Annotated in this window: 25 protein-coding genes and 1 riboswitch; of the genes, 12 read left to right on the top strand and 13 right to left on the bottom strand. The window is 59.2% G+C overall.

What is annotated here, in order from left to right; translation table 11 throughout:
- Window positions 1-204 precede the first annotated feature (204 nt).
- Entirely contained in the window at window positions 205-828 is a 624-nt protein-coding gene (locus tag AC0QKW_RS15725; RefSeq protein ID WP_473152022.1) for a HupE/UreJ family protein, read from the bottom strand.
- 88 nt (window positions 829-916) lie between these two features.
- Window positions 917-1,085: riboswitch (cobalamin riboswitch) on the bottom strand.
- Between the two features lie 353 nt (window positions 1,086-1,438).
- Here AC0QKW_RS15725 and AC0QKW_RS15730 point away from each other — a divergent pair.
- Window positions 1,439-3,085 carry an ABC1 kinase family protein gene (locus tag AC0QKW_RS15730; protein ID WP_473152023.1) on the top strand — a complete coding sequence of 549 codons (1,647 nt, stop codon included), beginning with the start codon at window positions 1,439-1,441 and terminating at the stop codon, window positions 3,083-3,085.
- Here the strand turns inward: AC0QKW_RS15730 and AC0QKW_RS15735 are convergent.
- The 6 genes from AC0QKW_RS15735 to AC0QKW_RS15760 form a co-directional block, all read right to left on the bottom strand.
- The gene (locus AC0QKW_RS15735) at window positions 3,082-3,354 is read right to left on the bottom strand and encodes a hypothetical protein (RefSeq protein WP_473152024.1); all 273 of its coding nucleotides are present in this window, start codon (window positions 3,352-3,354) and stop codon (window positions 3,082-3,084) included. The two genes, AC0QKW_RS15730 and AC0QKW_RS15735, sit on opposite strands and share 4 nt — an antisense overlap.
- A gap of 401 nt (window positions 3,355-3,755) precedes the next feature.
- Window positions 3,756-4,661, bottom strand: coding sequence for an acetylglutamate kinase (gene argB, locus AC0QKW_RS15740; RefSeq protein WP_473152025.1), 906 nt, complete (start codon window positions 4,659-4,661; stop codon window positions 3,756-3,758).
- 109 nt (window positions 4,662-4,770) lie between these two features.
- A complete protein-coding gene (locus AC0QKW_RS15745) occupies window positions 4,771-5,343 on the bottom strand; it encodes a shikimate kinase (RefSeq protein WP_473152026.1) in 573 nt (190 codons plus the stop codon).
- A gap of 71 nt (window positions 5,344-5,414) precedes the next feature.
- Window positions 5,415-6,620, bottom strand: coding sequence for a LapA family protein (locus AC0QKW_RS15750; protein ID WP_473152027.1), 1,206 nt, complete (start codon window positions 6,618-6,620; stop codon window positions 5,415-5,417).
- Window positions 6,621-6,723: 103 nt separating this feature from the next.
- A complete protein-coding gene (locus tag AC0QKW_RS15755; protein WP_473152028.1) occupies window positions 6,724-7,359 on the bottom strand; it encodes a flavin prenyltransferase UbiX in 636 nt (211 codons plus the stop codon).
- Window positions 7,360-7,499: 140 nt separating this feature from the next.
- Window positions 7,500-8,984, bottom strand: coding sequence for a S10 family peptidase (locus AC0QKW_RS15760; protein ID WP_473152029.1), 1,485 nt, complete (start codon window positions 8,982-8,984; stop codon window positions 7,500-7,502).
- Window positions 8,985-9,076: 92 nt separating this feature from the next.
- Between AC0QKW_RS15760 and AC0QKW_RS15765 the strand changes: the two genes are divergently transcribed.
- Window positions 9,077-9,928 (top strand): DUF1361 domain-containing protein, encoded by an 852-nt coding sequence (locus AC0QKW_RS15765; protein WP_473152030.1) that lies wholly within the window; start codon window positions 9,077-9,079, stop codon window positions 9,926-9,928.
- A gap of 197 nt (window positions 9,929-10,125) precedes the next feature.
- On the top strand, window positions 10,126-11,673 hold the full coding sequence (locus AC0QKW_RS15770; RefSeq protein WP_473152031.1) for an AAA family ATPase: 1,548 nt from the start codon (window positions 10,126-10,128) through the stop codon (window positions 11,671-11,673).
- A 138-nt stretch (window positions 11,674-11,811) separates the two neighbouring features.
- Here the strand turns inward: AC0QKW_RS15770 and AC0QKW_RS15775 are convergent, their stop codons facing one another.
- Window positions 11,812-12,324 carry a DUF427 domain-containing protein gene (locus AC0QKW_RS15775; protein ID WP_473152032.1) on the bottom strand — a complete coding sequence of 171 codons (513 nt, stop codon included), beginning with the start codon at window positions 12,322-12,324 and terminating at the stop codon, window positions 11,812-11,814.
- 211 nt (window positions 12,325-12,535) lie between these two features.
- Between AC0QKW_RS15775 and AC0QKW_RS15780 the strand changes: the two genes are divergently transcribed.
- Window positions 12,536-14,182 carry a glycosyltransferase family 39 protein gene (locus tag AC0QKW_RS15780; RefSeq protein WP_473152033.1) on the top strand — a complete coding sequence of 549 codons (1,647 nt, stop codon included), beginning with the start codon at window positions 12,536-12,538 and terminating at the stop codon, window positions 14,180-14,182.
- A gap of 286 nt (window positions 14,183-14,468) precedes the next feature.
- Window positions 14,469-16,151: a chaperonin GroEL gene (gene groL / locus AC0QKW_RS15785; protein ID WP_473152034.1), complete on the top strand. Its 1,683-nt coding sequence runs from the start codon at window positions 14,469-14,471 to the stop codon at window positions 16,149-16,151.
- 136 nt (window positions 16,152-16,287) lie between these two features.
- Here the strand turns inward: groL and AC0QKW_RS15790 are convergent, their stop codons facing one another.
- From AC0QKW_RS15790 to psb34, 3 genes are all read right to left on the bottom strand, one after another.
- Window positions 16,288-17,097, bottom strand: a complete 810-nt coding sequence (locus tag AC0QKW_RS15790; RefSeq protein WP_473152035.1) for a cupin domain-containing protein — start codon at window positions 17,095-17,097, stop codon at window positions 16,288-16,290.
- Window positions 17,098-17,377: 280 nt separating this feature from the next.
- Window positions 17,378-17,575 (bottom strand): cyclic electron transport protein PGR5, encoded by a 198-nt coding sequence (pgr5, locus tag AC0QKW_RS15795; RefSeq protein WP_473152036.1) that lies wholly within the window; start codon window positions 17,573-17,575, stop codon window positions 17,378-17,380.
- 51 nt (window positions 17,576-17,626) lie between these two features.
- Window positions 17,627-17,800: a photosystem II assembly protein Psb34 gene (gene psb34, locus AC0QKW_RS15800; RefSeq protein WP_473152037.1), complete on the bottom strand. Its 174-nt coding sequence runs from the start codon at window positions 17,798-17,800 to the stop codon at window positions 17,627-17,629.
- 182 nt (window positions 17,801-17,982) lie between these two features.
- Here psb34 and corA point away from each other — a divergent pair, with 182 nt between their 5' ends.
- On the top strand, window positions 17,983-19,233 hold the full coding sequence (gene corA / locus AC0QKW_RS15805) for a magnesium/cobalt transporter CorA (RefSeq protein ID WP_473152038.1): 1,251 nt from the start codon (window positions 17,983-17,985) through the stop codon (window positions 19,231-19,233).
- Between the two features lie 32 nt (window positions 19,234-19,265).
- On the top strand, window positions 19,266-19,778 hold the full coding sequence (locus AC0QKW_RS15810) for an adenine phosphoribosyltransferase (protein ID WP_473152039.1): 513 nt from the start codon (window positions 19,266-19,268) through the stop codon (window positions 19,776-19,778).
- Window positions 19,779-19,875: 97 nt separating this feature from the next.
- On the opposite strand, the gene AC0QKW_RS15815 is transcribed toward AC0QKW_RS15810, so the two are convergent.
- Together AC0QKW_RS15815 and AC0QKW_RS15820 are read right to left on the bottom strand one after the other, a co-directional pair.
- Window positions 19,876-20,745 (bottom strand): M56 family metallopeptidase, encoded by an 870-nt coding sequence (locus AC0QKW_RS15815; RefSeq protein ID WP_473152040.1) that lies wholly within the window; start codon window positions 20,743-20,745, stop codon window positions 19,876-19,878.
- Window positions 20,745-21,203, bottom strand: coding sequence for a BlaI/MecI/CopY family transcriptional regulator (locus AC0QKW_RS15820; RefSeq protein ID WP_473152041.1), 459 nt, complete (start codon window positions 21,201-21,203; stop codon window positions 20,745-20,747). Before AC0QKW_RS15820 ends, AC0QKW_RS15815 begins: the two co-directional genes overlap by 1 nt.
- A 170-nt stretch (window positions 21,204-21,373) precedes the next feature.
- On the opposite strand from AC0QKW_RS15820, the gene petJ reads away from it, so the two are divergent.
- The 5 genes from petJ to AC0QKW_RS15845 all read left to right on the top strand — a co-directional run bounded on the left by petJ (window position 21,374) and on the right by AC0QKW_RS15845 (window position 25,352).
- Window positions 21,374-21,706, top strand: a complete 333-nt coding sequence (gene petJ, locus AC0QKW_RS15825) for a cytochrome c6 PetJ (RefSeq protein ID WP_473152042.1) — start codon at window positions 21,374-21,376, stop codon at window positions 21,704-21,706.
- Between the two features lie 89 nt (window positions 21,707-21,795).
- A complete protein-coding gene (locus AC0QKW_RS15830) occupies window positions 21,796-22,635 on the top strand; it encodes a tetratricopeptide repeat protein (protein ID WP_473152043.1) in 840 nt (279 codons plus the stop codon).
- A gap of 168 nt (window positions 22,636-22,803) precedes the next feature.
- Window positions 22,804-23,298: a hypothetical protein gene (locus AC0QKW_RS15835; RefSeq protein WP_473152044.1), complete on the top strand. Its 495-nt coding sequence runs from the start codon at window positions 22,804-22,806 to the stop codon at window positions 23,296-23,298.
- 211 nt (window positions 23,299-23,509) lie between these two features.
- A complete protein-coding gene (locus AC0QKW_RS15840) occupies window positions 23,510-24,721 on the top strand; it encodes an urease accessory protein UreH domain-containing protein (RefSeq protein WP_473152045.1) in 1,212 nt (403 codons plus the stop codon).
- Window positions 24,702-25,352, top strand: a complete 651-nt coding sequence (locus AC0QKW_RS15845) for a hypothetical protein (protein WP_473152046.1) — start codon at window positions 24,702-24,704, stop codon at window positions 25,350-25,352. Before AC0QKW_RS15840 ends, AC0QKW_RS15845 begins: the two co-directional genes overlap by 20 nt.
- Window positions 25,353-25,845: the final 493 nt, after the last annotated feature.

Genomic DNA, 25,845 nt, shown 5'->3' on the forward strand with positions numbered 1-25,845 from the left:
TTATTTTGACCTACAGGGGCGCGATCGCGCTTCCCCAGCCCCTAAAAGCCGTCTTTAAAGCCACCAACCCTCACTCCAAACAGGCCGCCGTTGCGGGTTGGAATGAGGGTTGGCGGTGCGGCGATGGGAGGGTGGGTGGGGGGCAGCTAGGTAGGTCGGCCCAGCTGGGTTGGGGGTTGTGAATGATGCACCTTGCTCTCTCGCCTAGACAGGCAGCAATCCGTCAAGCAAAGCGGTCGCCAAAAACGCAGCACCCATACCGCAGATCACCAGCCCCGCTCGGTTAATCGTAGCGCTCGGGGCGCGTTGAGTAATCTGCCGTCCGATCAGGAAAGCGGCGATCGCGATCGTCATCTGCACCACCGTAAAGCCAGCCAGGTAGGCCACCACCGGCATAGGTTCGGCACCAAAGATCGCCTCACCATAGGCAAACCCGTGGAATAGCCCGGCCAGAACAGCCAACCCAGTGATCACCGCACTCTGAGGGCGATGCTTGAGGGCCAGCAGTACGCCAAAGCCCAGCACCGAGGCGGCGATCGCCAGCTCAGCCAGCGGCAGCGTAATCTCAGCCAAGTGCAGCCCCGTCCCCACCATGGCCGCAGCGACAAAGGCCATGGGGATGGCGATACCCCAAGCGCTGACCGCTGCCAGTAGCCCCACCGCCACCACAAAGGCCAGGTGGTCGAGGCCAATTACCGGGTGCCCCAGGCCCGATAAAAAGCCTTCAGCAAAGGTGGCTGGCGTTCCCCCGCCAAAGGGGTGGTGGGCCAAACTGGGCAGAGGCAGCAGCAAAAGCATCGACACAGCCAGCAAAACCCCGCGTCCCACGGGGTTCTGCGACAGCCTAGATCTGATCAACTCCAGGGCAGTCAAGCAATAATTCATCCGTACCTCGCAGACGAAGAAAGAACAGTGATCAACAGAGGTGCGATCGGCGGGCGTTCTGGCTCAGGTGTTTGGTGCGCGGTTAGCCTAGTGCGCACCAAATGCCTTCACAGCTGCGGGACAGCGGCAGTTTTTCACGGCACTTTCCCCGTTACCTCCGGTGACTGATCCCCACCGGAACCGACAATGCCCAAGCATCATAGCACCGGGATGATCTGCCCCCATCACTGGTTTATCAATAGTCACTCTGGCGGCTCCGCCTGCCAAAATCACAAATCCAACGTTTCTCAGGCCAAAATTTCTCATACCAAATCTTGCTCGCCTGCCCCCGATTCAGCAGGGCGAACAGCGGTAAGGCCTCCGGCCAGGCTACGCCAACGCCCTACAGGTTGGCCGATTGGGTATCAGGGGTATGGAATTCGGATTCGGTATCAGGCCAAAATTTCTCAGGGCAGGCCCATGGGTTTGCCCCGCCCCCCTATTCCTACTCCTCGCAGTCAAAAGCCTTACCATAGGTTCGTTAGCATCAGGCAAACTCCACCCACCGTCGCCAATGGTTTCATCGTCTCGGCTGGCCCGTCAAAAAGAAATTGTCGAAGTGGTGCTTGGTAACGGCTGGGGCTACATGCGGCAGGTGCTGGTGGGGGGCAAGGCCGACGAGCCTGAGATTCCGCCCCCGGCGGTGCTGCGGAGGATTTTGACTGACCTGGGGCCAGTGTACGTCAAGCTGGGCCAGCTGTTAAGCACCCGGCCCGACCTCCTACCCCCCGCCTATATCGAAGAACTCAGCAGCCTGCAAAGCACGGTTCCCCCGATCGAGCCTAGGGAGATTGAGGCCTATATTCGCCGTCACCTGGGTCGCCCCCCAGAGGAGCTGTTTGAGCGGCTAGATTATCGGGCGATCGCCGCCGGGTCTATTGCCCAAACCCACAAAGCCATTCTCAAGGATGGTCGGCAGGTGGCCCTCAAGGTGCAGCGCCCCGGCATCGATCGCCAGGTCGACCAAGATATGACGCTAATTCGCGATGTGGCTAAGCTGGTGTCGGCCACCCAGTTTGGCCAGCGCTACAACGTGGTCGATCTGGCAGACGAGTTTGCCGATGCCATCAATGCCGAACTCGACTTCACCACCGAGGCGGGCTACACCGATCAGCTGCGCCGCAATCTGTCGAAGAGCACCTGGTATAACGCTAAGCAGCTGGTCGTGCCTCAGATCTATTGGGATCTGACCAATTCCAAAATCATGACCATGGAGTGGCTGGAGGGCTCTCCCCTGCTCAAGGCCGACCTACGGGCTGAAGATATTCACAGTAGCGCTATCGGCAAGCGAGCGGCGGCCACAACGCTGCTGTTTCGGGCGTTCTTTAAACAGTATTTTGTAGACGGCTTCTTTCACGCTGACCCCCACCCGGGCAATATTTTTTACCTGGAAGATGGCCGTCTGGCCCTGCTCGACTGCGGCATGATGGGCCACATGGACCCACGCACCCGCAACACCATGACCGAGATGGTGCTGGCGATCGTCAACTGCGATGCCCAGCGCTGTAGCCAGCTCACCCTGCAATTGGCAGAACCCCTCAAGCCGGTAAACCTGGCTCGGCTCGAGAGCGACTACACTCGGCTACTGGGCCGCTACTACGGCCTCAGTTTGGAGCAGATCAACACCGCCGAGATCTTTGGCGAGATTCTGTCGGCGGGCATTCGCAACGACCTGCGCTGGCCCGCCAACGTGGGGCTGTTTACCAAATCGCTGGCCAACCTGGAGGGGGCGGCTCGGCAGTTTAACCCTGGGGTAAACCTGATCGACGAAGTGCGTCCGCTGATGGCCGATCTGTTTCGTCAGCAGCTGGTGGGTGATGACCCACTGCAAGCCCTGCTGCGCACGGGGCTAGAGTTTCGCAATCTGTCGCTCAGCTCGCCGCGTCAGTTTGGCTTTTTGCTCGATCGCCTCAGTTCAGAGCAGCTCAAGTTTACCCTCAGCATTCAGGGGCTCGACGACCTGCGCCGCAGCATGGATGCCGCCTCTAATCGACAGGCCTTTAGTCTGGTGGTGGCGGCGTTGATCATCGGGGCGGCGATCGTGGCTACGGGGCGGCAGTCGCCCCAGGGACAAATTCTCAGCATTGTTTTGTTTGCGGCGGCCAGCTTCTTTGGTCTGTGGCTGCTGTTTAGCATTGTCAGGCCTGGACGGCGGCGCTAGGCTTGCCCGTTGGCCACCAGCCATAGATAGGCCAGTACGCCCAGGGCGGCTACGCCCGCTAAAGCCTCGCCTTGGCGGTTGAGAAAGGTCTGAAAAATAGCCCAGGAGTCGCGCAGCAGCTGTCGACGGGTTTGGCCCAGATCGGCCATCAGCGCCTTGACCTGGGTATTGACCTCCTCAGCGGTCAATTCATTGCGCCGGTAAGCGGCCTCGACAGCGTCAAGCTGTCGCCAGTAGTGCCGGGTGGCACCGATTAAGTCGGGAAGCATCTGTTAACTTTTGTAACTGCGTTGTTGACAGTCTAACGCTTCTCAAGATTTGGGGTGGGGCGATCGCAATAGTTCCATCCATCGGCTGCTTCTAGGTTCTGTCGATGTACCCAAGATTGGTAGGGGCGTTGCAGTGCAGCGCCCCTACCAGGTATCAGTTTTGAGCCGGGGTTTTGGGGGCAGATTTGGTATGCGCCGTTCTACCGTAGAGGCCAACGGTTGTTTGCCCAGTGCAGGGACATGCTTTGCGAGCAATGGCCCCAGGAAAACTCTGGCAACAAACATGTCTGAGAATGTTGTTGCGTTAGAAGGGCGCAGGCCCTGCTACCCAGGGGTATCTTTTGGGAGAAATCTCCTAACCCTGACCGCAATAGAATCAGCGCCCCGGCCTGGAGATGGAATTAGCGGCGAAACTCTGAGGCGACGATCATTGAGCCGATGCCCAGATCGGTGAAGATCTCGAGCAGCAGGGCGTGGGGCACCCGGCCATCGAGGATGTGGGCGGCACCGACCCCTTGGGCCAGCGATCGCACGCAGCAGGTCACCTTGGGAATCATGCCGCCCGCTACCACGCCGGTTTCGATCAGCTGCCGGGCCTGCTGAATATCGAGCTTGGGCAGCAGGGTCGAGGGGTCTTTGTAGTCTTCTAAAATGCCCTTGGTGTCGGTGAGCAAAATCAGCTTTTCGGCCCCTAGAGCGGCGGCGATTTCGCCCGCTACGGTGTCGGCGTTGATGTTGTAAGCCTGGCCGGTTTCATCGCTGGCCACGCTCGACACGATAGGAATATAGCCCGCCTCCACCAGAGTTTTAATAATGCCTGAGTCAATGCCGCTGACCTCCCCCACAAAGCCGACATCGGCAGCGCCCTGGGGCCGAGCGGTAATCAGGTTGCCGTCCTTGCCGCACAGGCCCACGGCCTTGCCCCCTTCCTGGTTGATCAGCGACACCAGTTCCTTATTCACCCGACCCACCAGCACCATTTCCACCACGTCCATGGTGGGGGCATCGGTCACCCGCAGACCGTCTTTGAACTGGGGCTCAATGCCCAGCTTGCCCAGCCAGATGTTGATCTCAGGGCCGCCGCCGTGCACCACTACCGGGCGAATGCCCACACAGGCCATAAATACAATGTCGCGAATCACTCCGGCCTTGAGGCTGCCGTCTTTCATGGCAGCGCCGCCGTACTTCACCACTACCGTGCGCCCTCGAAACTGCTGAATGTAGGGCAGGGCCTCGCTTAAAATGCGGACGCGAGTGGCCTCGGTCTCTTCGACGTTGCCCAGTTGCGGAGAAGGGGTCTGAACCATAGTGCTAACGATAAGGGTGGATAGGGTTTAGGTGACTTGCAGAAAAGAAGATACCAGCTTTAATCCAGCGACTGTAGCCGTTGTAGGGTTGACGGTTGCCCGTAGTGTATCAATTGAGCAGAGAAACATCAGTTTCAGCAGTTTCAGCGGCCAGTCTGGCCTCGACTAGGGTCAAAGTGCGGGCTACGATCGCCTCCACCTTCTCTTCAGCCCCCACCTCTACCCGCACGTCAGCCTGGGCGTAGAGGGGCTGGCGTTGGGCCAGTAGCTCAGTCAGCTTGGCATCCCAGTCTTGCCCCTGGAGCAGCGGTCGGCCCATATCGCCCGCCAGACGAGCTTGCAGCACTGCGGGCGGCACGTCGAGCCAGACCACAATGCCGTGGTGCAGATAGCTCCAGTTTTGCTGCTGGGTGACAATGCCGCCGCCAGTGGCGATCACCAGGCGACGGTAGGCCGACAGCTCGGCTAGCACCTGGGTCTCTAGCTGACGAAAAGCCGCCTCGCCCTGCTGGGCAAAGATTTGGGGGATGGGCTGTCCGGCTGCCGATTCGACTACTGCGTCAGTGTCAAAGAACTGATACCCCAGCGCCTGGGCTAACTCAGCGCCGGTACTGCTTTTGCCAGCACCCATCATGCCAATGAGATAGAGGTTGATACCGTTGAGGCGATCGGGGAGAGACATAGCAACAGGGGCGGGGTGAAGAGACAAGAGATGTAGATGTGGAGCGAGAAGGAAAGGGGGAAGAGGGCGGGTTAGGGGGTTAGGGCATCGTCAGCCTCATCCCAGTCGTCGGCCTCGTCACTGGGGGCCTCGTCACTGGGGGCTTCGGCCCAGGTAGCGGCAGCAGCGGCAGCAGCGGCAGTATAGGGGGCTTCAATCACTCGGTAGTCAGCGTCGACCACACCATCTGAGGCTACTTCAGGTTCGCCGAGGGGGGTGTCGTCAAAGCCGGGGCGATCGCTGTAGTCAGACTGCTCTAAGGCATATTCCTCGTCATCGGGTGCCAGCCCTGACCCATAACCCTGGTCGCCGTAGTCATTTTGAGCAGAGCCAGGGGAAGAACTGCCCGGCTCATAACCACCGATCGCATCGTCTGGGGGGGCGTAGATATTGTCGACCTGGCCATCGCTAGAGCCTGGGTCGTCGTCACCCCGGTAGCTGTAGGAATAGATTGACCCATCGCGATAGACCCGGCGGGGAGCCTGATTGGCCTCAAAATTGCGGTTAGGATCGGGTTGATCCCAGCCCTGATTAATGTCGTCGAGGTTGTCTTGCACTGGGCTAACCCCAGGGGCCCGGTAGGGTCGATTGGCAACGTCACCCCAGTCGTCGTCGAGCGCCCGCAGCGACTCGTTGACCCGCTGTTGCTGCTTGGCCCGCTGCTTGCTACTGCTAAACCAAGTAGTCACCCCATCGACGAGACCCGAGACAGATGAGCCCCCAGAGGGACTGTCAGAAGAACTGCCAGCGGTCTCAGGCTTGGGGGCCTGGCTGAGAGATTCCCAGTCATTCCACTGGCCGGGAGATCTGAGACTCGTCCAGGCCTGCCAATTGGGGTCTCCCTCGCCGGGGGCGCTGCTGCTAGATCGCCCCTGGCTACCCGCCCTCGGCCCCGGTGGCGGGTAGGGGGGCGGCGCGTTGACTCGGGTGTCGCTGTCGGCGGCGGCGGCTCTGGCCCCAGCGCTAGGATCGGTCGGCTCGTAGAAAGACTGGGGCCGATACTTATAGGCCGTCGAGCGATTGGCGGTACCGCCGCCTACGGCCCCCAGCATTGCTGTAGAAACTAGGGTGGTCAGAGCCCCGAGGGCGATCGCCCCCACCAGCCACACCCCCAGGGGCAGCGCCTGACTGCTACCGCCAAAAAACACCAGCGGCAGGGCCGGAGCCAGGTTTTGTACCCCCAGCAGCACCACCAAACCCACCACTAGCAAAACCACTATCAGCCGCACGGTAGCCATCGTTGATCGCTCCCCGATCGTCCTAAAATGCTATCCTGCCCATCCTATCGCGGCGGCGGCAACTGTTAGGGGGCATAGCGCCACGCCTGACCTTAGAGGCGGTTTACTGATCTGAGGGTAGGTGCCCCTGCCAGCGGTTCATGGGCACGCAGTCAATGTCGAGCTGATCGAGGGCGCGGGCCACCACAAAATCTACCAGGTCATCAATGGTCTGGGGCTGGTGGTACCAGGCCGGAATGGCGGGCACAATGCGCGCTCCGGCCTCCGCCAGGGTAGTCAAATTGCGCAGGTGAATCAGGCTAAAGGGGGTCTCGCGGGGCACCACCACCAGTTTGCGGCCCTCCTTGAGCTGCACGTCGGCGGCCCGCTCTAGTAGGTCAGAGCTGAGCCCCGCCGCCAGCCGCCCTACGGTGCTCATACTACAGGGGATGACTACCATGCCCGCCGCCCGGTACGACCCGCTGGCGATCGTGGCCCCCACATCGCCCCAGGGGTGGCAGCGCAGCTTGCCCGCCGTGGGCACCCCCGCGCGATCGCGCCAAAACATTTCCTGCTTCTCGGGGTCGAGGGGCATATGAATGCCCGACTCGGCCTGCCACACCATCTGCGACGCCTTAGACGCCACCAGATCGACCACACCGTCAGCGTTGAGCACATGCTTGAGGGTGTGGACGGCGTAGATGAGCCCCGAGGCTCCGGTGACGCCAACAATGAGAGGACGGGGGGAAGACAGGGCCATGGGTTGCGCCGAAACTATACCTAATCCTAACGAGTCTGGCGCGTCGGTGCCCTCCCGAGGGCGCAGAGCCTGCGCCCTCGGGAGGAAGCAAAATTCTTGGGTATTTTCTTAGCCAGAATGGTCTTTAAGTGAGGATTAGCTTAGCCAGAGGCTTTTTGGTAAAACTGCTGCATATCCTCAAACCAGAGCCGCCGCGACTCATCCCAGGTGTAGAACATGTGGCCCCCCTGGAAGTGTCTGAGGGTGAGGTTGCCGCGCAGGTCGTCGCCGAGGTTCATCTGGTCGACCAGGTGCTGGGACGAAAAGTAAGGGGTGACCAGGTCGTAGATGCCGTGGGTGATGTAGACCTGCAGATAGGGATTGAGCGCCATGCCCACCCGCAGGTCATCCACCGAGCCGACGTAGCCCTGGCGATAGTCGCTCTCGGGCAAAAATTCCCAGGCTTTAAAGACCTCAAAGCTCAGCAGGTTGTAGGTGAGGGTGGTATCGACTCCTAGGGTCGATCGCAGGTGGCTGTTAATCGCCCCGGTAAACAGGCGATCGATGCCCTCTAGGGTGGGGTCGGTGCCCTCGCTGTTAATGCGATCGGGAAAGGGGTCGATGGCCGTTACCGACCCGTCATAGAGGCCAAGAATGCGCTGCTGGTGGCGCAATAGCTCCCGAGCAAAGATGGTGATATCGATGCGGCCTCGGTGGCGCTGCACCACCTCAGCAGGTAGGCCGATCAGCCCAGCGAGGTCGCTAAATACCTGCTGCTGCTGTTCTACGGGGGCGGTATTGCCGAGGGCCAAGAGTGGTATGAGCTGGGTGCGGGCAAAGTGGGCAGCTTTGTCGCCGTGGGTACGGGGGCTGTCGGCGGTGGCAACGCGCCCGTGGTAGACCGCCGTGGCCGCCATCGAGGGGATCACCGCTGCCCAGCTGCTGAGGTTGTAGTCGTTGCCCTCCAGCAGCATAAACTCCATCACTGGGGAAATAATCACCGCGCCACAGAGGCCGATGCCGTAGTCTTGCTGCAGTTTGCGACACAGCTTGGCCACCCGAAACCCGCCGTAGCTCTCACCCGCGATGAAAATGGGTGACAGCCAGCGGTGGTGGGCCGACAGGTAGCCCTGAATGAACTCGCCCAGGGCGCTGAGGTCGCGATCGACCGCCCAAAATTTTTTGGCCCGGTGGTTGGCCCCATCGTCAGACTTAGCTTCAGATTTGTCGGTGCCAGATGATTTATCGCCTGAGGCTTCAGATTTGTCGTCGGGCAGGGGGCGGCTAAAGCCGGTGCCCAGGGGGTCAATAAACACCAGGTCGGTAAAGCTCAGCCAGCTCTCGCCGTTGTCGGCCACCTGCACCGGCGGTCGGGGCAAGCTACCGTCGGGGTTAAACTGAACTCGCCTTGGCCCCAAAGCCCCCATATGCAGATAGGCCGAGGCCGCCCCCGGCCCCCCGTTGAAAACAAAGGTAATGGGCCGCCGCGCCGGGTCTTGATCGGCCAGGGTATAGGCGACATGAAACAGCTCGGCTACGGGCTTGTCATGTTCGTAGAGGGTTTGCCACTGGGCTGAGGCGGTATAGGGCTGCCCCTGGAGCTGGTGATGGGTGGTGTTGCCCTGACGCGGCGGAATGTCTGCCATGGAGATGCAAAAGGAGTGAAGACCTTACCTGTTATAGCGTGGGTTGAGATTGGGGTTAGATTGGTGACACCAATTTTGCCTGGGGAGGACTGATGCGATCGCTCTTACTCGATATTGCCAGCGCCTTCAACAACGTCTACAGCGACTGGATCTGGTGGAACCTGTTTTTAGCCTTTATTCCCCTGATGCTCAGCTTTAGCCTGTTTCGGCCTGGGGTCGTACCCCAGAGGGTGTTGCAGGTGGCCTGGGTGCTGATAGGCGCGATCGGGGTGGTGGGCATTTGGCCCCGGTTGCCACGGGTCATTCAAGGCTGGTTCAATATTGTCGGCGATGGTGGCACGGTGACCCTGCTGCGGCTGCTATGGCTGCTAGTGGTGATCGGATCGGCCACCGCCCTCAGCCTGCTGCTAATAAAAAAGCAGCATGTCAATCAGGGCTGGCTATGGTGGGCGGGGGTGGCCGTCTTTCTCGCTTTTTTGCCCAATGCTCCCTATGTGCTTACCGACATCATTCACCTGATTCGCGGTATTAGCTCGGGGCAGATTCCGGTTTGGGTGGTGGCGCTGGTGTTTATCCCCATTCACAGCGGTGCTATTTTGCTTGGGTTTCAGGCCTATGTGGTCTCGATTCTCAACCTAGCGATCTACCTCAAACAGCAAGGGGCCAGGATGTGGATTTTGCCAGTGGAGCTGACGATCCATGCCCTTTGCGCCGTAGGCATTTATCTGGGCCGTTTTTTGCGCTTCAACAGTTGGGATCTGGTGGTTGACCCCACCGGTGTGATGGCTGATACCCTCAACGTGCTCACCTCCCGTCGGCCAGTGGCGGTGATGGTGGTTACTTTTGTGATTCTCGCTAGCCTCTACTGGGCCGCTAAACAGATCACCCTAGGACTGAAACTCCGCCTGCGCTACGCCCGCCAGGGGCTAGACGCGCTGGATTAAGCAGGGCAGACACGTGGGTCTGCCCTGAACCTGGCATGGGGGTGTCACCGATCGCGGATTTTCCTATGGCGGGAACCCGGGCGAACATGTGGGTTCGTCCCTACGGGGGATGGACAGGCCGTGCTTATCCGGAAAGGGCGATCGCAACCCTGTAGGAGAAAGCGGGCACCTTAGCCCTAGCGAAATCCCAGGAAACTATGTCCTTTAAAGCCAGCGTGCAGCACTTTCAGACCCTAGTGACATCGTTTCACCCGGTGGTGGTGATCGACACAGTAGAGGAGGAGCGGGTGCAGGGGCTAATTGCTGCTGCCTGCCGAGATATGCAGATGTCGATCTTTGAGTGGAGCGTGGCTCAAGGGCTGATGCGATCGCCCGAGAGCCCCGACAATCGCTGGCAAAACGAGTATGTGCCCCCCGGCACCAAGCGGGGGCAGGCGCTGCCGAAAACCACCGAGCCGCTTGATATGCTGCGCCACATTCAAGATCTGAACCTAAAAGCGATCTACTGGCTCAAAGACTTTGCCCCCCACCTCAAAGACGCGGTGGTGGCGCGGCAGTTTCGCGAGGTGACCGAGCAGTTTTCTCACCACCGCTCGACCTTGGTAATCAGCGGCAGCGACAATGATCTACCGCCGGAGATCGCCCACGACGCCGTCTACTTCGACATCAAGCTGCCCAAACCCGAAGAACTCTTCAACGCCGTATCGGGCGTGGTGAGAGACCTCAAGGGACGGGTCAAGGTCGATCTGTCGCCAGAGGATATTCGCGCCCTAGTCAACGCTCTGCAGGGAATGACCCTGAGCCAGACCCGCAAGGTGGTCTCCTACGCGGCCCTTCATGATGGCCGGTTAGATGCCGACGATGTGAAGCGGGTGCTAGAGCGCAAGGCCCGGGTGATCCATGAAGAGGGGCTGCTCGACTACTTTCCCCCCGAGACCAACGTGGCAGAGCTGGGGGGCTTTGCCGGGCTCAAGCAGTGGCTCAACTATGCCGCCGTGGGCTTTACCCCCCAGGCGCACCAGTACAACCTGCCTGCCCCCAAGGGCATTCTCATCGTCGGTATTCAGGGCTGTGGCAAGTCGCTGGCAGCCAAAACCATCGCTCGCCAGTGGAAGCTACCGCTGCTCAAGCTCGATGCCGGTCGCCTCTACGACAAGTACGTGGGCGAGTCAGACAAAAACTTTCGCCGTGCCGTCACCATGGCCGAAACCATGTCCCCCTGCATTCTCTGGATGGATGAGATCGAAAAGAGCATGGGCCAAACCAGCGGTGAGGCCGACGGCGGGCTGAGCCGTCGCCTGTTTGGCTACTTTCTCACCTGGCTGCAAGAAAAATCCCAGGAAATTTTTGTGGTCGCCACTGCCAACGACCTGTCGGCAATACCGCCGGAGCTGCTGCGCAAGGGGCGGTTTGACGAAATTTTCTTTGTCGATCTGCCGGAGCCTGACGAACGCCGCGACATTTTGACCATTCACCTGAGCCGCCGCCATCAGAGCCTTGAGGCTACTGATCTGAGCCATTTTGACCTGGATGAATTGGTGGTGGCCAGCGAGGGCTTTAGCGGGGCCGAGATCGAGCAAGCCATTATCACCGCCCACTACCGCGCCCTCTACGAAAACCGCCCCGCCGACACGGCTGTGCTGCTGGCGGAAATCAAGCGCACGGTGCCCCTGTCGGTGACCCGGCGGGAAGATATTCAGCGGCTGCGGGCCATGGCTCGGGAGCGGTTTGTAGCTGCTCGGTGATGGGCCTGCTGGCCCTGCCTTATACGAGATCCTGCCTGGCTACCCCCGATTGGTTGAGGGCAAACAACCGTTTGCCCTTACGGGTTGACCCGTAGGGTACCGGGGGTATGGAATTCGGATTCGGTATCAGATTCGGTATCACCATCCCCAGGTGCCTGGATCGCCCTTGAAGGGGCCGACGATGTCTGAAGTGATCCAACCGCCGTAGAAGTCGCCGGGCTGGGATTGTACTAACTCATCGTCGAGGTAGCAGGCCTCCATGCGGCCAGGGTAGACGGCAATGTAGTGGGCAATGCCCTCAAAGGCCTCGGTCGGCTGGGGATAGGCCCAGGCGGCCTGGTCGGCCCGGCGTTGATCAGAGCCATCGCCCACTGCGATCGAAAAATAGGTCGCCACCCCTTTCCATTCGCAAAATGTCGATCGGGGCACCGGCTGGAAGTACTGCATCTGCACGTCTGCGGGGGGAATGTAGTAGGTGGGCGGGTGACTGGTCTCTAGCACTCGCTTGGCCTGGCGCGAGTCGGCAATCACGATGCCGTTAAACACCACCCGCACTCGGCGGGTAGCGTCTTCTAGGCGAGGCGGACGGGGGTAGTCCCACACAGATTCTTGGTTGGGGCCGGGGGGAATGCGGTTGGGGGGTGAGAACATAGGTTTGAGGAGTGGCGAGGGAGTAGGTGGGGGCATCCCACGTTTGTCACTCTCACCCTACTGCTTTGCGGTATTGGTGTCTTATGCCAGCTCGATCCGATGGCGGCTAATGGGGCCAGTCGGTTTGGCTGTGGCCTCAGCGATGACCTACCGCAATCGGCGAAAAGCGTGGCACACTGACTCCTTTGGTGGTCTGCTAGGAGTCTGATCTGTGCTGAGTGAACGGTCTACACAACAGACGTGGTACCGCTCTAGATTGGGCTGGGTGCGGTGGCTGGCGATCGCCCTCGCAGCTCTATCGATCGCCTTTCGTTTCGTCAACCTTGACGGCAAAGTCTACTGGCACGACGAAGCTTACACCTCCATGGTGATCACAGCCCGCCCGGTGCAGTACCTGGTGGACGATCTCTTTCAAAACCGGCTGGTCAGCCCTGCCGATTTGCTGGCCTACCAGCAGTTTGTGCCGGAGCTGAGCCTGGGCGATATGGTGCTGCGCAAGGGCCTAGACGACGTCCAGCATCCGCCGATTTTCTACCTGCTGCTGCGGTTTTGGGCTCAGACCTGGGGCACGACACCAGCGGTGACGCGGGGCTTTTCAGCTTTGATCACGCTGCTGATCTTGCCGGCGGTGTACTGGCTGTGTGTAGAGCTGTTTGAGTCGAGTCTGAGCGGTTGGGTGGCGATCGCCCTATTTGCCGTGTCGCCCCTGCACCTGGTCTTTGGCCAAGAGGTGCGCGAGTTTGGCCTTTGGACGGTACAGATCTTCGTCTGTAGCGCGCTACTGCTGTGGGCGGTGCGCAGATCGGGCTGGCGACCCTGGGTGTGGTACGGGCTGTCGATGGCGGTGGCGTTTTACACGGCTTTATTTACCCTGGGCATCGCCATCGGCCATGGGGTTTACGTCCTTGGCCTAGATCAGGAAAGTCGCCGGTGGCCTGTGCATCTGGGTCGGCAGACCCTGGCCTGGCTAGCGGCGATGGTGGGAGTGGCGATCGCCTTTATGCCCTGGATGTACTTTGTGGTGGTCTCCAGGGAAACCCTCGGCAGCACCACGTCCTGGACGTCCATAGGGCTCCCTTGGTCGATTGGGCTGCGGGCGATCGCCTTTAATTTTAGCTATGGCTTTTTTGATCTCAACGCCCCCTACGACAGCTGGCCGATCTACCTGGTGGTGCTGCCGCTGCTGGCGCTTCAAGGCTACGCCCTCTATCGACTCTGCCAAACGGCCCCGTTTCGGGTGTGGTGGTTTGTGGTCACCCTGGTGGGCAGCACCGCTCTACTGGTGGGGCTGCCTGACCTACTGCTGGGGGGCCAGCGCTTTACGGTCACCCGCTACCTAATTGCCTGCTGCGTGGGTTTGCAGCTGGCGGTGGTTTACCTGATTTCTAATGCCCTGACCGCAGCGCCATCCTGGCAGGCTCGGTGGGCCAAACCGGTGTTTGCCCTGCTGATTGGCCTAGGCCTTGTCTCCGGCGGGGTCTATGCCCAGGCCGATACCTGGTGGAACAAGTCGATCAACAGCAACTACCACCAGCTGGCAGCGGTGATCAACCAGGGCGATCGCCCCCTGGTGATCGCCGACGCCTATAGCTACTACCCCGCCAGCCTGATTAGCCTCAGCTACCTGGTGCGGCCAGACACCCAGCTGCTGCTGCTGCCCAGCGTAGGCCAAACCTTGGCCGTTGACAGCCTGCCAGAAACGGCGGGAACGGTGTTTCTGTTTAACTTGCCCGAAGTATTTCGCCAGCGGTTTGCAGATCGGTTCGACACCGAGTTGACCCTGGCCTTTCAAGATCCGTGGAATGAGGTGTGGCAGAGCCACAGGGCGGTTTCCCCGCCTTCTCTACCCAGACCCTAGCCCTGTGCTCGGCAGCAGATGCAGCTAACAGCCTGGTACCCAATCCAAATCACCTAACCCCGATCCTCTTGGGCAAACGGCGGTAAGGCCTCCGGCTAGGCTACGCCAACGCCCTGCAGATTGGCCGATTGGAAATCCAGGGTATGGAATTCGGCATCGGTATTACTCGTCGAGGATCGGTTATTGCGACTTACCGACCGTTCTCCACAGCGGTACTCTAGCTGAGTTAGCACTCTGGTATAGCGAGTGCTAAGTTGGTCTCTGGAGAGCTTAAAGACAGGACGACATGGCAAAAAGAATTTCCTTTGATGAGGCTTCGCGGCAGGCCCTTGAAAAAGGCGTCAACGCCCTAGCAGACGCCGTTAAAATTACCCTTGGCCCCCGGGGGCGCAACGTGGTGCTAGAGAAAAAGTACGGGGCACCCCAGATCGTCAACGACGGCATCACCATTGCCAAAGAGATTGACCTCGAAGATCCCTTTGAGAACCTAGGCGCTCGCCTCATGCAGGAAGTGGCCTCTAAGACCAAAGACCTGGCGGGCGATGGCACCACTACCGCCACCGTGCTAGCCCAGGCCATTGTCAAAGAAGGCCTCAAGAACGTGGCCGCTGGCACCAACCCCGTCAGCCTGCGCCGGGGCATTGATAAAGCTGTCAGCACCCTGGTGGCTGAGATTGCCGCCGTGGCCAAGCCGGTCGAAGGCAACGCCACCATTGCCCAGGTCGCCACCGTCTCGGCGGGCAGCGACGAAGAGATCGGCAAAATGATTGCCGAAGCCATGGACAAAGTCACCAAAGACGGCGTCATCACCGTTGAAGAGTCTAAGTCGCTCTACACCGAGCTAGACGTGGTCGAGGGTATGCAGTTCGATCGCGGCTACATCTCCCCCTACTTTGTCACCGACCAAGAGCGCATGGTGACCGAGCTCGACAACGCTCGGGTGCTGATTGTCGACAAAAAGATCGGCTCGATTCAAGACCTGGTGTCGGTGCTGGAGAAGGTAGCCCGTGAGGGTGCTCCTCTACTGATCATTGCTGAAGATATCGAGGGCGAGGCTCTGGCTACCCTGGTGGTCAACAAGGCCCGTGGCGTGCTGAATGTGGCCGCGATCAAGTCCCCTAGCTTTGGCGATCGCCGCAAGGCCATGCTCCAAGACATCGCCGTGCTGACCGGCGGCCAGGTGATCTCCGAAGAAGTGGGTCTCAGCCTAGACACCGCCGACCTGTCGATGCTAGGCACCGCCACCAAAGCCACTGTTACCAAAGACACCACCACCCTGGTGTCTGACGCGGGCAACAAGGCCGATATCGACAAGCGGATCGCCCAGATTCGCCAAGAGCTCGAGCGTACCGACTCTGACTACGACAAAGAAAAGCTCTCCGAGCGCCTGGCTAAGCTGGCGGGCGGCGTCGCTGTGATCAAAGTCGGGGCCGCCACCGAAACCGAGCTCAAAGACCGCAAGCTGCGCATTGACGATGCTCTCAGCGCCACCAAAGCTGCTGTAGAAGAAGGCATTGTGCCCGGCGGCGGCGCGACCCTGCTGCACCTGGCTCCCAAGCTTGACGCCCTGAAGTCTTCTCTGACCGCTGAAGAGGCGATCGGCGTTGACATTGTGCAGCGGGCGATCGAAGCTCCCCTGCGCCAGATTGCCGACAACGCGGGTCAAGAGGGCTCTGTGGTGGTTGAGAAGGTGAAAGCCCTCAGCTTCCCCATGGGCTACAACGCCCTGACCGGCGTTTACGAAGACCTGATTCAGGCGGGCATTATCGACCCGGCTAAGGTTGTGCGATCGGCCCTCCAAGACGCCGCCTCCATCGCCGGTCTCGTTCTCACCACCGAGGCCCTAGTGGCCGAAATTCCTGAGCCTCCGGCTCCCGCTGGCGACCCTGGCATGGGCGGCATGGGTGGCATGGGTGGCATGGGTGGCATGGGTGGCATGGGTGGCATGGGCGGCATGGGCATGATGTAAGCTGCCGGCCTTCTTCAGAACCTGATGTATAGATAGCTTCAGCCATCCCCATGGGGATGGCTGTTTTTTTACGCGTCAAAGCGTTGGGTTTATCTAGCAGGGGTTGGTGCCCATCACTCCCCTACCTCGCGACCGGCTAAAAAGAGAGGCCCAGGGCTAGGCAAGAGCTACCTTCAGCGGTGCTAACGCTGTAGGTCTGGGTCTCGATCGTGGGGGCGACGATCAGCATTTTCTCGCCGAAGGGGGTGCCGTCGATCGCACAGCTGCCCTCTAGCACCAGGAGATAGTTGCCGGTGTACGCGTAGGCGGTGGCTGAGGTGGTCTTGATCAACTCAGCGGTAATGCCACCCTCAGCATCGACGGGCACCTCATAGACCGAGACGCCCGCTTGCTTCTCCACAAAGGAGTAGATCGTCTCCAGATCGGGGTCGGTGGTGTCAATTTGAATGGGCGTGTACTCTTCGATTAAGGCCGTATTGGCGAAATCTGGGGGAGAAGCATAGGCCAGCAAGAAAAAGCCAGTGCTGTCTGAGACCTCATGGCCGCTGCCCGGTGGGTTGAAGTAGATCGACCCGGTGGGGTAAACCCCCTTGGCATCGGTCTGGGTGCCCTCAATGGTGTACACCGACTCAGTCATGGCATGGTAGTGTAGCCCCACACTGCCATTGGGAATGGTGTACCAGAGAATACTGATGTGCTCTGTCTCGGCTTCCCCAGAGAGAATCAGCTTTTCTAGGTTAGGTCGAAAGGTAAAAAAGTCGTAGTTGCTCGGGTTGGCGGTCAGCTCATTTAGATCGACGATGGTTGAGCTGCCTAGACCCGAACCCTCTGCTTCGAGAGCCAGCAAGGGTTGAGGTAGTTGCGTCGCCATAGTCTCTCCAGCGCTAATGCCTGCGATCGCCATCAATCCTAACGCCGCCATAGATATTGATGGAACCTTCTCCATAGCCGTTCACTCCTGCTCCAAAAAACACAGTTTTTACTGAGAAAATAGAAGAATCGACCATAACACGACAGAAGCCAGGCATTCTGCTATCTTTGGCTACATTTTGCGCCATGGCTTCAAGCTAGAGCCTACCTTGATACCGGTGACGGGCTTGATCGTTGCGAGCCTTTGACCTGCCATCGCCAGGGTTTAAACAACAGGCAATAAAAACCCCCAGCCGTAGCCAGGGGGATGCAAATCAGCGGTTTTAGGAGACTAAATCAAAAGTAGGCGAGCAAATCTAGGCCAGGAAACCCAGTCTTTGGCCGTTGTCGCGGGCGGTGCGAATCCAAGCTTGGCGCTTTTTGCTGTCGATGCCGAAGCGGTTGCAAAATTTGGTGATGGTCTTGGAGTGAAGGGCGATCGCCTGACCCCGCAGCCGATTGAACTTGGGGGTACCCATAATATTGCGAACTAGCAGAACCATTGGTGCAAACATAGCGCTCTTTCTCCAAAGACTGTGCAGAACTTTGCTACAAACCAAACTGACCTAGCTCACGACCAGAGAGACCAGCAGCAGACCAGCTACCAAGAGTGAGGCAAAGGCCGCTTGCTTGGCGTAGCGACCCTGCTGCTCAGGCGAGGGGTAGGTGGCGAAATACATTTCAGGCTCTACGGCGTAATTGTTGAGAATGCCGTTGTCGAGCTGGGTGGTGGTGAACATCTCAAGCCTCTCCTGGGAGTCGAATGTTTCTTTATGTAAACCAATGTAACAGCTATGTAACGAAATTGCAACATTTTCTTGCTTGATTCTTGCTTATGCGCTAAGGCTTCAAGTCGATGTTGGGGTTTATGCTTGAGCTACAGCCATTGCGGTAGCTCAAACAAACCTTGGGAGATAGGACAATGTCGCGTCGACGGAACAATCCTGGGTTTAGCTCGCCCCCCCAGCCCCGCCTCCAGGGCGACTCTCCAGACGCTGACTCGGCAGAGTATAGGTTGTCTGAGGCTGCTGCACCGTCGGGTGACAATCCAGCCTGGCCCGATGATGACGATGACGAACTGGTGGACTTTAGCTACTCAACTCCTGGCTCCTTGCCTGGCACCTTACGCATCCCTGAAGATGCCCTACCCACGGAAATACTGTTAATCAGCTACAACCCGGAGTCGGTGCACACCGCCACCATTGACCACCCGGCAGAATGCCGGGCGATCGCACCCCCCGACAGCGTCCACTGGCTCGATGCCCGCGGCCTGGGCACCGAAGCCACCCTGGTGCAGATGAGCCAAACCCTGGGCTTTCACCCGCTGATGCTTGAAGATATTGTCAACGTGCCCCACCGACCTAAAATCGACTTCTACGACGACCAAATTCTCGTCATTATGCAGATGGTGCGCCCTAAACCTACCGGCACTGGGGTAGCCAGCGAGCAGGTCAGCTTTGTCTTGGGGAAAGAGTTCCTAGCGACTTTTCAAGAAGAGCCCGAGTGGGATTCGTTTGATCCGGTACGCGATCGCATCCGGCGCGGTACCGGCAGCATTCGCCGCCAGGGAGCCGACTATTTGGCCTACGCCCTGCTCGACACCATCGTCGACAGCTTTTTTCCGGTGCTAGAAGCCATTGGCGAGACCCTCGAAGATCTCGAAGAAGAAGTGGTGGCCAACCCCACCAATGCCACCATCAAAAAGATTCACCGCATGCGACGAGCGCTGATGAAACTGCGCCGCTACATCTGGCCCCAGCGCAGCGTGATCAATAGCCTGATCCGCGACAGCGATGAGCTGATCAGCCAGGAGGTGCGCGTCTATCTGCAAGACGTCTACGACCACATTGTGCAGGTGGTCGACATCATCGAAAACTACCGCGAGATCGCCTCCAGCCTGATGGATGTGTACCTGTCTTCGATCAACAACCGCATGAACGAAGTCATGAAGCTGCTGACGGTGATCTCTTCTATCTTCATTCCCCTCACCTTTATTGCTGGGGTCTACGGCATGAACTTCAATACCGAAAAATCGCCCTTCAACATGCCCGAGCTAGGGTGGTACTGGGGCTATATCATCTGTTTGGCCGTGATGGCGGTGATTGCCGCCCTGCAAATCTATTTCTTCTGGAAGCGCGGCTGGTTCGACAATTTTTCAACGACGAGACGGTGATACCATAGCAACGCCCTTAACCCGCAGCCGTAATGGATCTCAAAGCCCACATCCGCGATATTCCAGACTTTCCCCAGCCCGGTATTCTCTTTCGCGACATTACGCCGCTGCTGGGCAACCCCACCGCCATGCAGTACAGCATTGACGCCTTTGCCGAGCAGGTGATTGATTACCGCCCTGACTACATCGTGGGCATCGAGTCGCGGGGGTTTATCTTTGGCATGCCCCTGGCCTACAAAATGGGGGTTGGCTTTGCCCCGGTGCGTAAGCCTGGTAAACTGCCCGCCGCCGTCCACAGCGCCAGCTACGCCCTAGAGTACGGCAATGACACTATTGAGCTGCACCAAGACGCCTTTCGACCCGGTAGCCGAGTGCTGATTATCGATGATCTGATTGCCACTGGCGGCACCGCCGCCGCCACCGCCGAACTGGTGGAGAAGGCCGGCTGCACCGTTGCGGGCTTTGGTTTTGTCATTGAGCTGGTGGGGCTAGAGGGCCGTACCAAGCTGCCCGATGTGCCAGTCACCGTTTTGTTGCAGTATTAATCAACGCCAAATGGGGCACTGATCAGTGAGAGAAACTCTGGGATGAATATCGACTGCGCTGCAAACGATAACCCAACCCTGGGGAGTTTAGAGTCCATCAGGAGTGGAGCCAGGTCGCCGCTAAGGGCAGTACAGCAACTATCAGCCACATCAGTCGCCCCGACCCTGGAACAGCTGGTTCTGCTACCGAACCAGGCTCTAGCAGAGCATTCACCCGCTGCTCTAGACGACTGAGGGATAGGGATTCATTGAACCCCACAGAAGGCTCAAGATCAGGCGAATACCCCTGGGTGGCTAGGGTCATCTGCCGGGACAGCTTAACCAGCAGCTCTGCTAAAAGCAGGGGGTCACTCGTGCGAGCCGCCCTCTGGTCGGCGCGAATTTCTCGCAGCAGCAGCAGTTCTTCCCAAAGGGCTTGGGTGTTGGGTAGCCAACTAGAAAATCGCCGGATCATGCCCAAGCCCAAAAACCAGAGCGGGTCGCGGTAGTGGGCATGGGCCTGCTCATGGGCGACCATGGCCTGCTGCTCAGCCAGGGTCAGATGCTCTAGCCAGCCCCGGCTCACCAGCAGAGACGAGTGCCACAGCCCCACCTGGGCCGCAACCGGTAGGTCAGTCTCCAAACAGCGGGCATGGCCACCAGTGGGCAATGTAACGATCTGGTATTGTCTTAGCCGCAGCCGGGTCGCAGCCGTCCTCATCAGCCTATGGGCCACAACGCCACTGGCAAACCCCAACGCCCCCAGGCTGACCCAGCACCCCACAGGGCTGACGCTCCAGCCCATCATGGTGCCGTGGTGCCCCATAGAGAGCACGGCAATGGCAGCGAGCAGAATCATCAGCGGCGGTAGACAAAACGCAACGAAGGCCGACTGCCAGCGGGTGCCCCAAGGCCCAGCGGTTGATTGCCACTGCCACCGCCACACCAACGCTATCAATCCAGTGAGCAACAGTAGACTGCTGTGCATTACTCTTCCTCCCCTCGGCTGGACGGCTGGGCATGGCGTAGGGCACGCAGGCGGGCTGCGATCGCATCGAGCTGATCCAACTCAGCGATGTCGAGGCTGTCGGCAAAGGCGGCTACCAGGTCAGGGCTACCAACCGCCAAAAAACTCTGAAGCTGCTGGTGGGCCACCAACACATCGGCCTCCTGCTGAGACACCATGGGCTGCCAGCAATAGACCCGGCGGGTGCGCCCTTCTTCGCCTTGGGGTTTTGCCTCGCGGCGCAGCCAGCCTTTTTTGGCCAGCCGCTGGAGCACTGTGGTCACCGAAGCCTGGGTCAGATCGCGATCGGGGTCAGCCAGAATGTGATCGTGAATCTCTTTCACCGTAGCGCTGCCCCTAGCCCAGATGATGGCAAGGATTTCGGCCTCTAGCGGCCCAAGCGAAAGCTGGCGAGGTCGATGGCGAGGGAGGGGGGCCATAGGTGATGGGTGCAGAATTGCGGAGCCTATTTCTTGATACTTTACACTCCTTTTTTCACCCCAGGATCGGCGTTAGCGTTGCACTCTGTAATAGTTGACAGGCTGTCTTTTGATTTCAAAGCGCCTTGCCCGGACAATGCTTTGCAGGAAAAATTTTGTCTGTAGAACCTATGCGAAAACTTGCTTTGGCAATAGCGACGGTCGTAACCGCCCTTACCCTGTGGATGGCTCCGGTGGCTCAGGCAGCAGATTTAGGGCACGGTGGCCAGATTTTTGGCAACAACTGTGCAGCTTGTCATATCGGCGGCGGTAATGTGGTCAACGGGGCCAAAACGTTGAGACAGGCCGATCTAGAAAAGTACGAGATGGCGTCGGTAGAGGCCATTACGAACCAGGTCACCAACGGCAAAAATGCCATGCCGGCCTTTAAGGGGCGGCTCAGCGATGACGATATTGCCGATGTGGCGGCCTACGTGCTCAGTCAGGCGGAGCAGGGGTGGTAGTTTTTCCACTGGTTTCCAGTTCAATCGCCTCAGTTCTGCAAAGGGTTGGGGCTTTCTATTTCTCGTTTGTCTAGCTAGGAGATATCGCCGTGGGCTCACTCAAAATCGTCGGCCTTTGCCTGGCCCTGGGGCTGTGGTTGGGCTGGCCGGGGCCGACCACAGCCGCCCCCGTCGCCCCTGCGGTAGGGTACCCGGTAGGCAGGCAGTTGGTTCTAAGCAGCCCTGCCGATCAGGAGACAGAGTGGGGCGATCGCTGTCTCAGCCTGATTGAGCTAGAGCGCTACGACGAGGCCATTGCCGACTGTAGTCGGGCCATTCGGTTCGATGACCACAGGCCAGAACATCGGCTCAACCGAGGCATTGCCCTCTATCGCACTGGGAATTTCGCTGAGGCTTTGGCTGATGACACGGAAGCCTTGGTTCACAATCCCGACGATTTTCGGGGCTACTACAACCGGGGGCTGGTACAGGTGGCCCTGCACCGCTTCGAGGCGGCGATCGCAGATTTTGACCAGGCGGCAGCACTGACCTCAGACCCAACTTCCCTGACCGATATCTACGACGATCGTGGCTTGGCCAAGCTGATGACAGCCCAGCCCCAGGCGGCTTTGCGCGACTTTGACCAGGCTCTAGCCATCGATAGCCATGATATTCGTGCCTTGTATAACCACGGCTGCGCCTGCCACCAGATGGGTCATCTCAACGAGGCTCTAGCGGATCTCAACCAGGTGCTGGTGCTCGACCCTGGCCACACCCGCACCTATTTAAGGCGGGGCTTGCTGCGGCGATCGCTGGGAGACCAAGGGGGTGGGGTAGCCGATTTACAGCAGGCGGCAGACTGCGCGCAGTCCCAAGGTGAACAGCATTTGCACCACTACATTTTGACGTTGCTCAACGAGTGGCAACGTCCTGTGACGACGATGGGGTAATGCGAGCGATCGCCTCTCCAGGCTGATTTTGGCCCATCCAGATGACGCTCTGACCATCACCAACACGCTCACCCTACTTACCCAATTTGACCCGATTGACTGTAGAAAACCATGTCCTTTTGCCGATTCTTAAACGCTAACTCCAATCTTGTCTTGGCGCTGCTTACCGTGGGATTAACCCTCGGCTGTAGCAGCCCAGCCCCTAACGCTACCCCTAACGCTACCGATAGCAGCCCCAATCTGGCCAATAGCCAACCCCACAGCCATGACGCCAGTGATCATGATGATTCTGGCCATTCAAATGCGGGGGACCACCATCACGGGCACGGCACGGTTGAAATTCCCGCAGGCCAGCCGGTTCCGACGGTTACCCTGGTGGCTCACCCTGACCCAGTACGGGGGTGGAATCTAGAAATTCAAACCACGAACTTTCGTTTTGCGCCAGAGCAGGTCAACCAGGCCAACCAGCCCAACGTGGGCCACGGCCACCTGTCGATCAATGGCGAAAGAGGTGCTCGGGTCTACGGCCCCTGGCTGCACCTGCCCCAGTTGCCCCCAGGCCGCAATGAGATCACCGTCAGCCTCACTACCAATAGCCACGAAGCCTTCACCCACAATGGTCAGGCAATTGAATCGACGGTGGTGGTAGACGTACCTGAGTAATGCGATAGGTACACCCGAATCGAGGCACGCTTCGCCTTCTGCTTGAGACTGCGCCTTTCAAGTTTTTTGGGGGTTCAGCAAGCGGGTGGTCAATACTGGAGACGAGCAAAATAACCCCTGACGCCAAGTGTCAACAGACAAGCCGTCGCAAGCCACCCGACCAGGCGAGGTGTTAACCTCAAAACCGGCCTCTTAGCTCCGCAACGCCAGTATGCTCGACCTGTTGCTCATGGCCAGCCTTGGATTTCTGGGCAGTTTTGGACACTGCCTGGGCATGTGCGGGCCAATTACAGTCGCCTTTTCGCTATCTCAGTCTGCAACCGCACCCAGTCGATGGCAGCAGATTGGGTTTCACCTGCTGCTCAACCTGGGGCGGCTGATCAGCTACGTCCTAGTCGGCCTCATGATTGGGGCGCTGGGGTCAGTGCTGGTGGCCAGTGGGCAAATGGCAGGCCTCGGTAGCTCACTGCGACGGGGCGTTGCCCTAGTCACTGGGCTGCTGCTGATCTGGTTTGGGCTAGCGCAAATTAACCCCAACCAGGTACCCAACGTCCCCTTTCTCAACCCCATGGCCCAGGCAAGCTGGCACGATCGCCTCAGTCGAGCGATGCAATCCCTTTCCCTTAACCCCCAACGGTGGACGCCGCTGCTGCTGGGCTTGGCCTGGGGATTGATGCCCTGTGGCTTTTTGTACGCGGCGCAGCTAAAAGCAGCCGAGACCATGAATCTCTGGCAGGGTGGGGCCACCATGCTGGCTTTTGGGGTCGGCACGCTGCCGATCATGCTGGGGGTGGGGGTCTCTACCGCCTGGGTGAGTGGCGATCGCCGGGGGCAGCTGTTTCGCCTCGGCGGCTGGATTACCCTACTGATTGGCCTGCTGACGTTGTTTAGAAACAGCGACATGGTCGATTTCACCGGTCATGGGGCGTTGGTTTGCCTGTTCTTCGCCCTCGTCGCCCGCCCCCTCAGCCGATTGTGGTCGCCCCTGATCATCTACCGTCGCGCCCTTGGGGTAGGGGCGTTTGTGCTGTCGGTGGCCCATGTGGCCCACATGCTAACCATGGGGTGGAACCTGGCTGCACTACCGTTTCTCTTGCCCAGTCTGCAGGCCGGCGGTTGGGCAGGCATTGTCGCACTGGGGTTGATGACGCCCCTGGCTCTGACTAGCTTTAATGGGGCTCAAACCCGACTGGGCTACCACTGGCGTCGGCTCCATCTGCTCAGCATCCCCATTTTTGTGTTGGCGGTGGCCCATGCGCTGCTCTTGGGTTCGAGCTATTTGGGCAGTTTTGAGCGCTCTACTCGGCACTGGCTGGCGGCTGTTGCCCTGGTCAGCGTGGCTTTGCTGGCGCTGCTGCTGCGCTGGCGGGGGCTTTGGTCACTGTTATCTATGGAGAAATACTATGCGCCCGCCAAGCCTTAGCCTGATGTCGGCCCTACTGCTCGGCAGCCTGGCGATGCTGCCTGCCCAGGCCCATAAGACCGAGGTATCCGGCGATGTTGCGGGCACCTGGCACCTAGAGCCCAACCACAGCCCCAAGGCTGGAGAACCGGCGCGGGTATGGGTGGCGCTCACCCAGCAGGGCGGCCAGGTGATTTCCTTAGAGCAGTGTGACTGCGCCCTCGCCGTCTATGCCACCAACCAGCCGGGGGCAGATCCGGTCATGCAGCCTACCCTACAGGCGATATCCCCCGAGCAGTTTCAAAATATTCCTGGGGCCGACATCACGTTTCCTACGGTGGGTGAATACCGGATTGTACTCACGGGTCGCCCCAGGGCTGAGGCCACGTTCACTCCCTTTGAACTGAGCTATACCACTGTGGTCGCCGCAGGTCGTGCCGCTGTCTCCCCAGCCGAGAGCACCGTCCCTACCGCCGCACCGGGCAATGCACTAGACCCTTCAATCTCCCCAAAACCCAACCTATCCTCAGGGGTACAGGCTCAACTCGTAGCGATGGGGGCGGCAGTGCTGGGCCTGGGCTTGGCGATCGCAGCAGCGGCTTCACTACTGCGCCGCCAAAAAACCAACAAGCACCAAGATAGTGATGGCTAGTGCCAGCAAATTAGCTTGAGAGCAGATTCATACCCAGCCAACTCACCATCAGCCATAACAGGAATTTGCCCAAAGCCACTCTGATTAAGCCTGTTCTGGCGGATTGGACTGATCAGAGCGAAGGATGCGTGAGCTTTGGTGACCAAAGCCCAGTCGCAGCAGGCCCGAGTGACTTTGGCGGGAGACACCCGGCAGCTGTCGGCGGTGGATGCAGGGAATGCAGCAAGCGGGGATGGCGACGGCCTACCTCACCCGGTCCTAGAGGCAAAAGAATCAGCAGATCAAAGCGGGAGTTGACCTGATTGCTGCTGGGGAAATTGCGGCGGGGGTGCGGCAGTTGAATCCGTACATTCAGCAGGCGGTCAGCCCTCGAGTTGCCTTTTTGGTCAATCAGCAGGCTGGTTGACTGACAAAAGTTGGCTGAAAGCTGCTAAAAAGCTTGTGGTACGGTAGTTTCAGGGATTGGAGGAAGAAGTGGGGAGCCAGCGTTCTA

This window comes from Pseudanabaena sp. PCC 9330 (genome assembly GCF_055795045.1).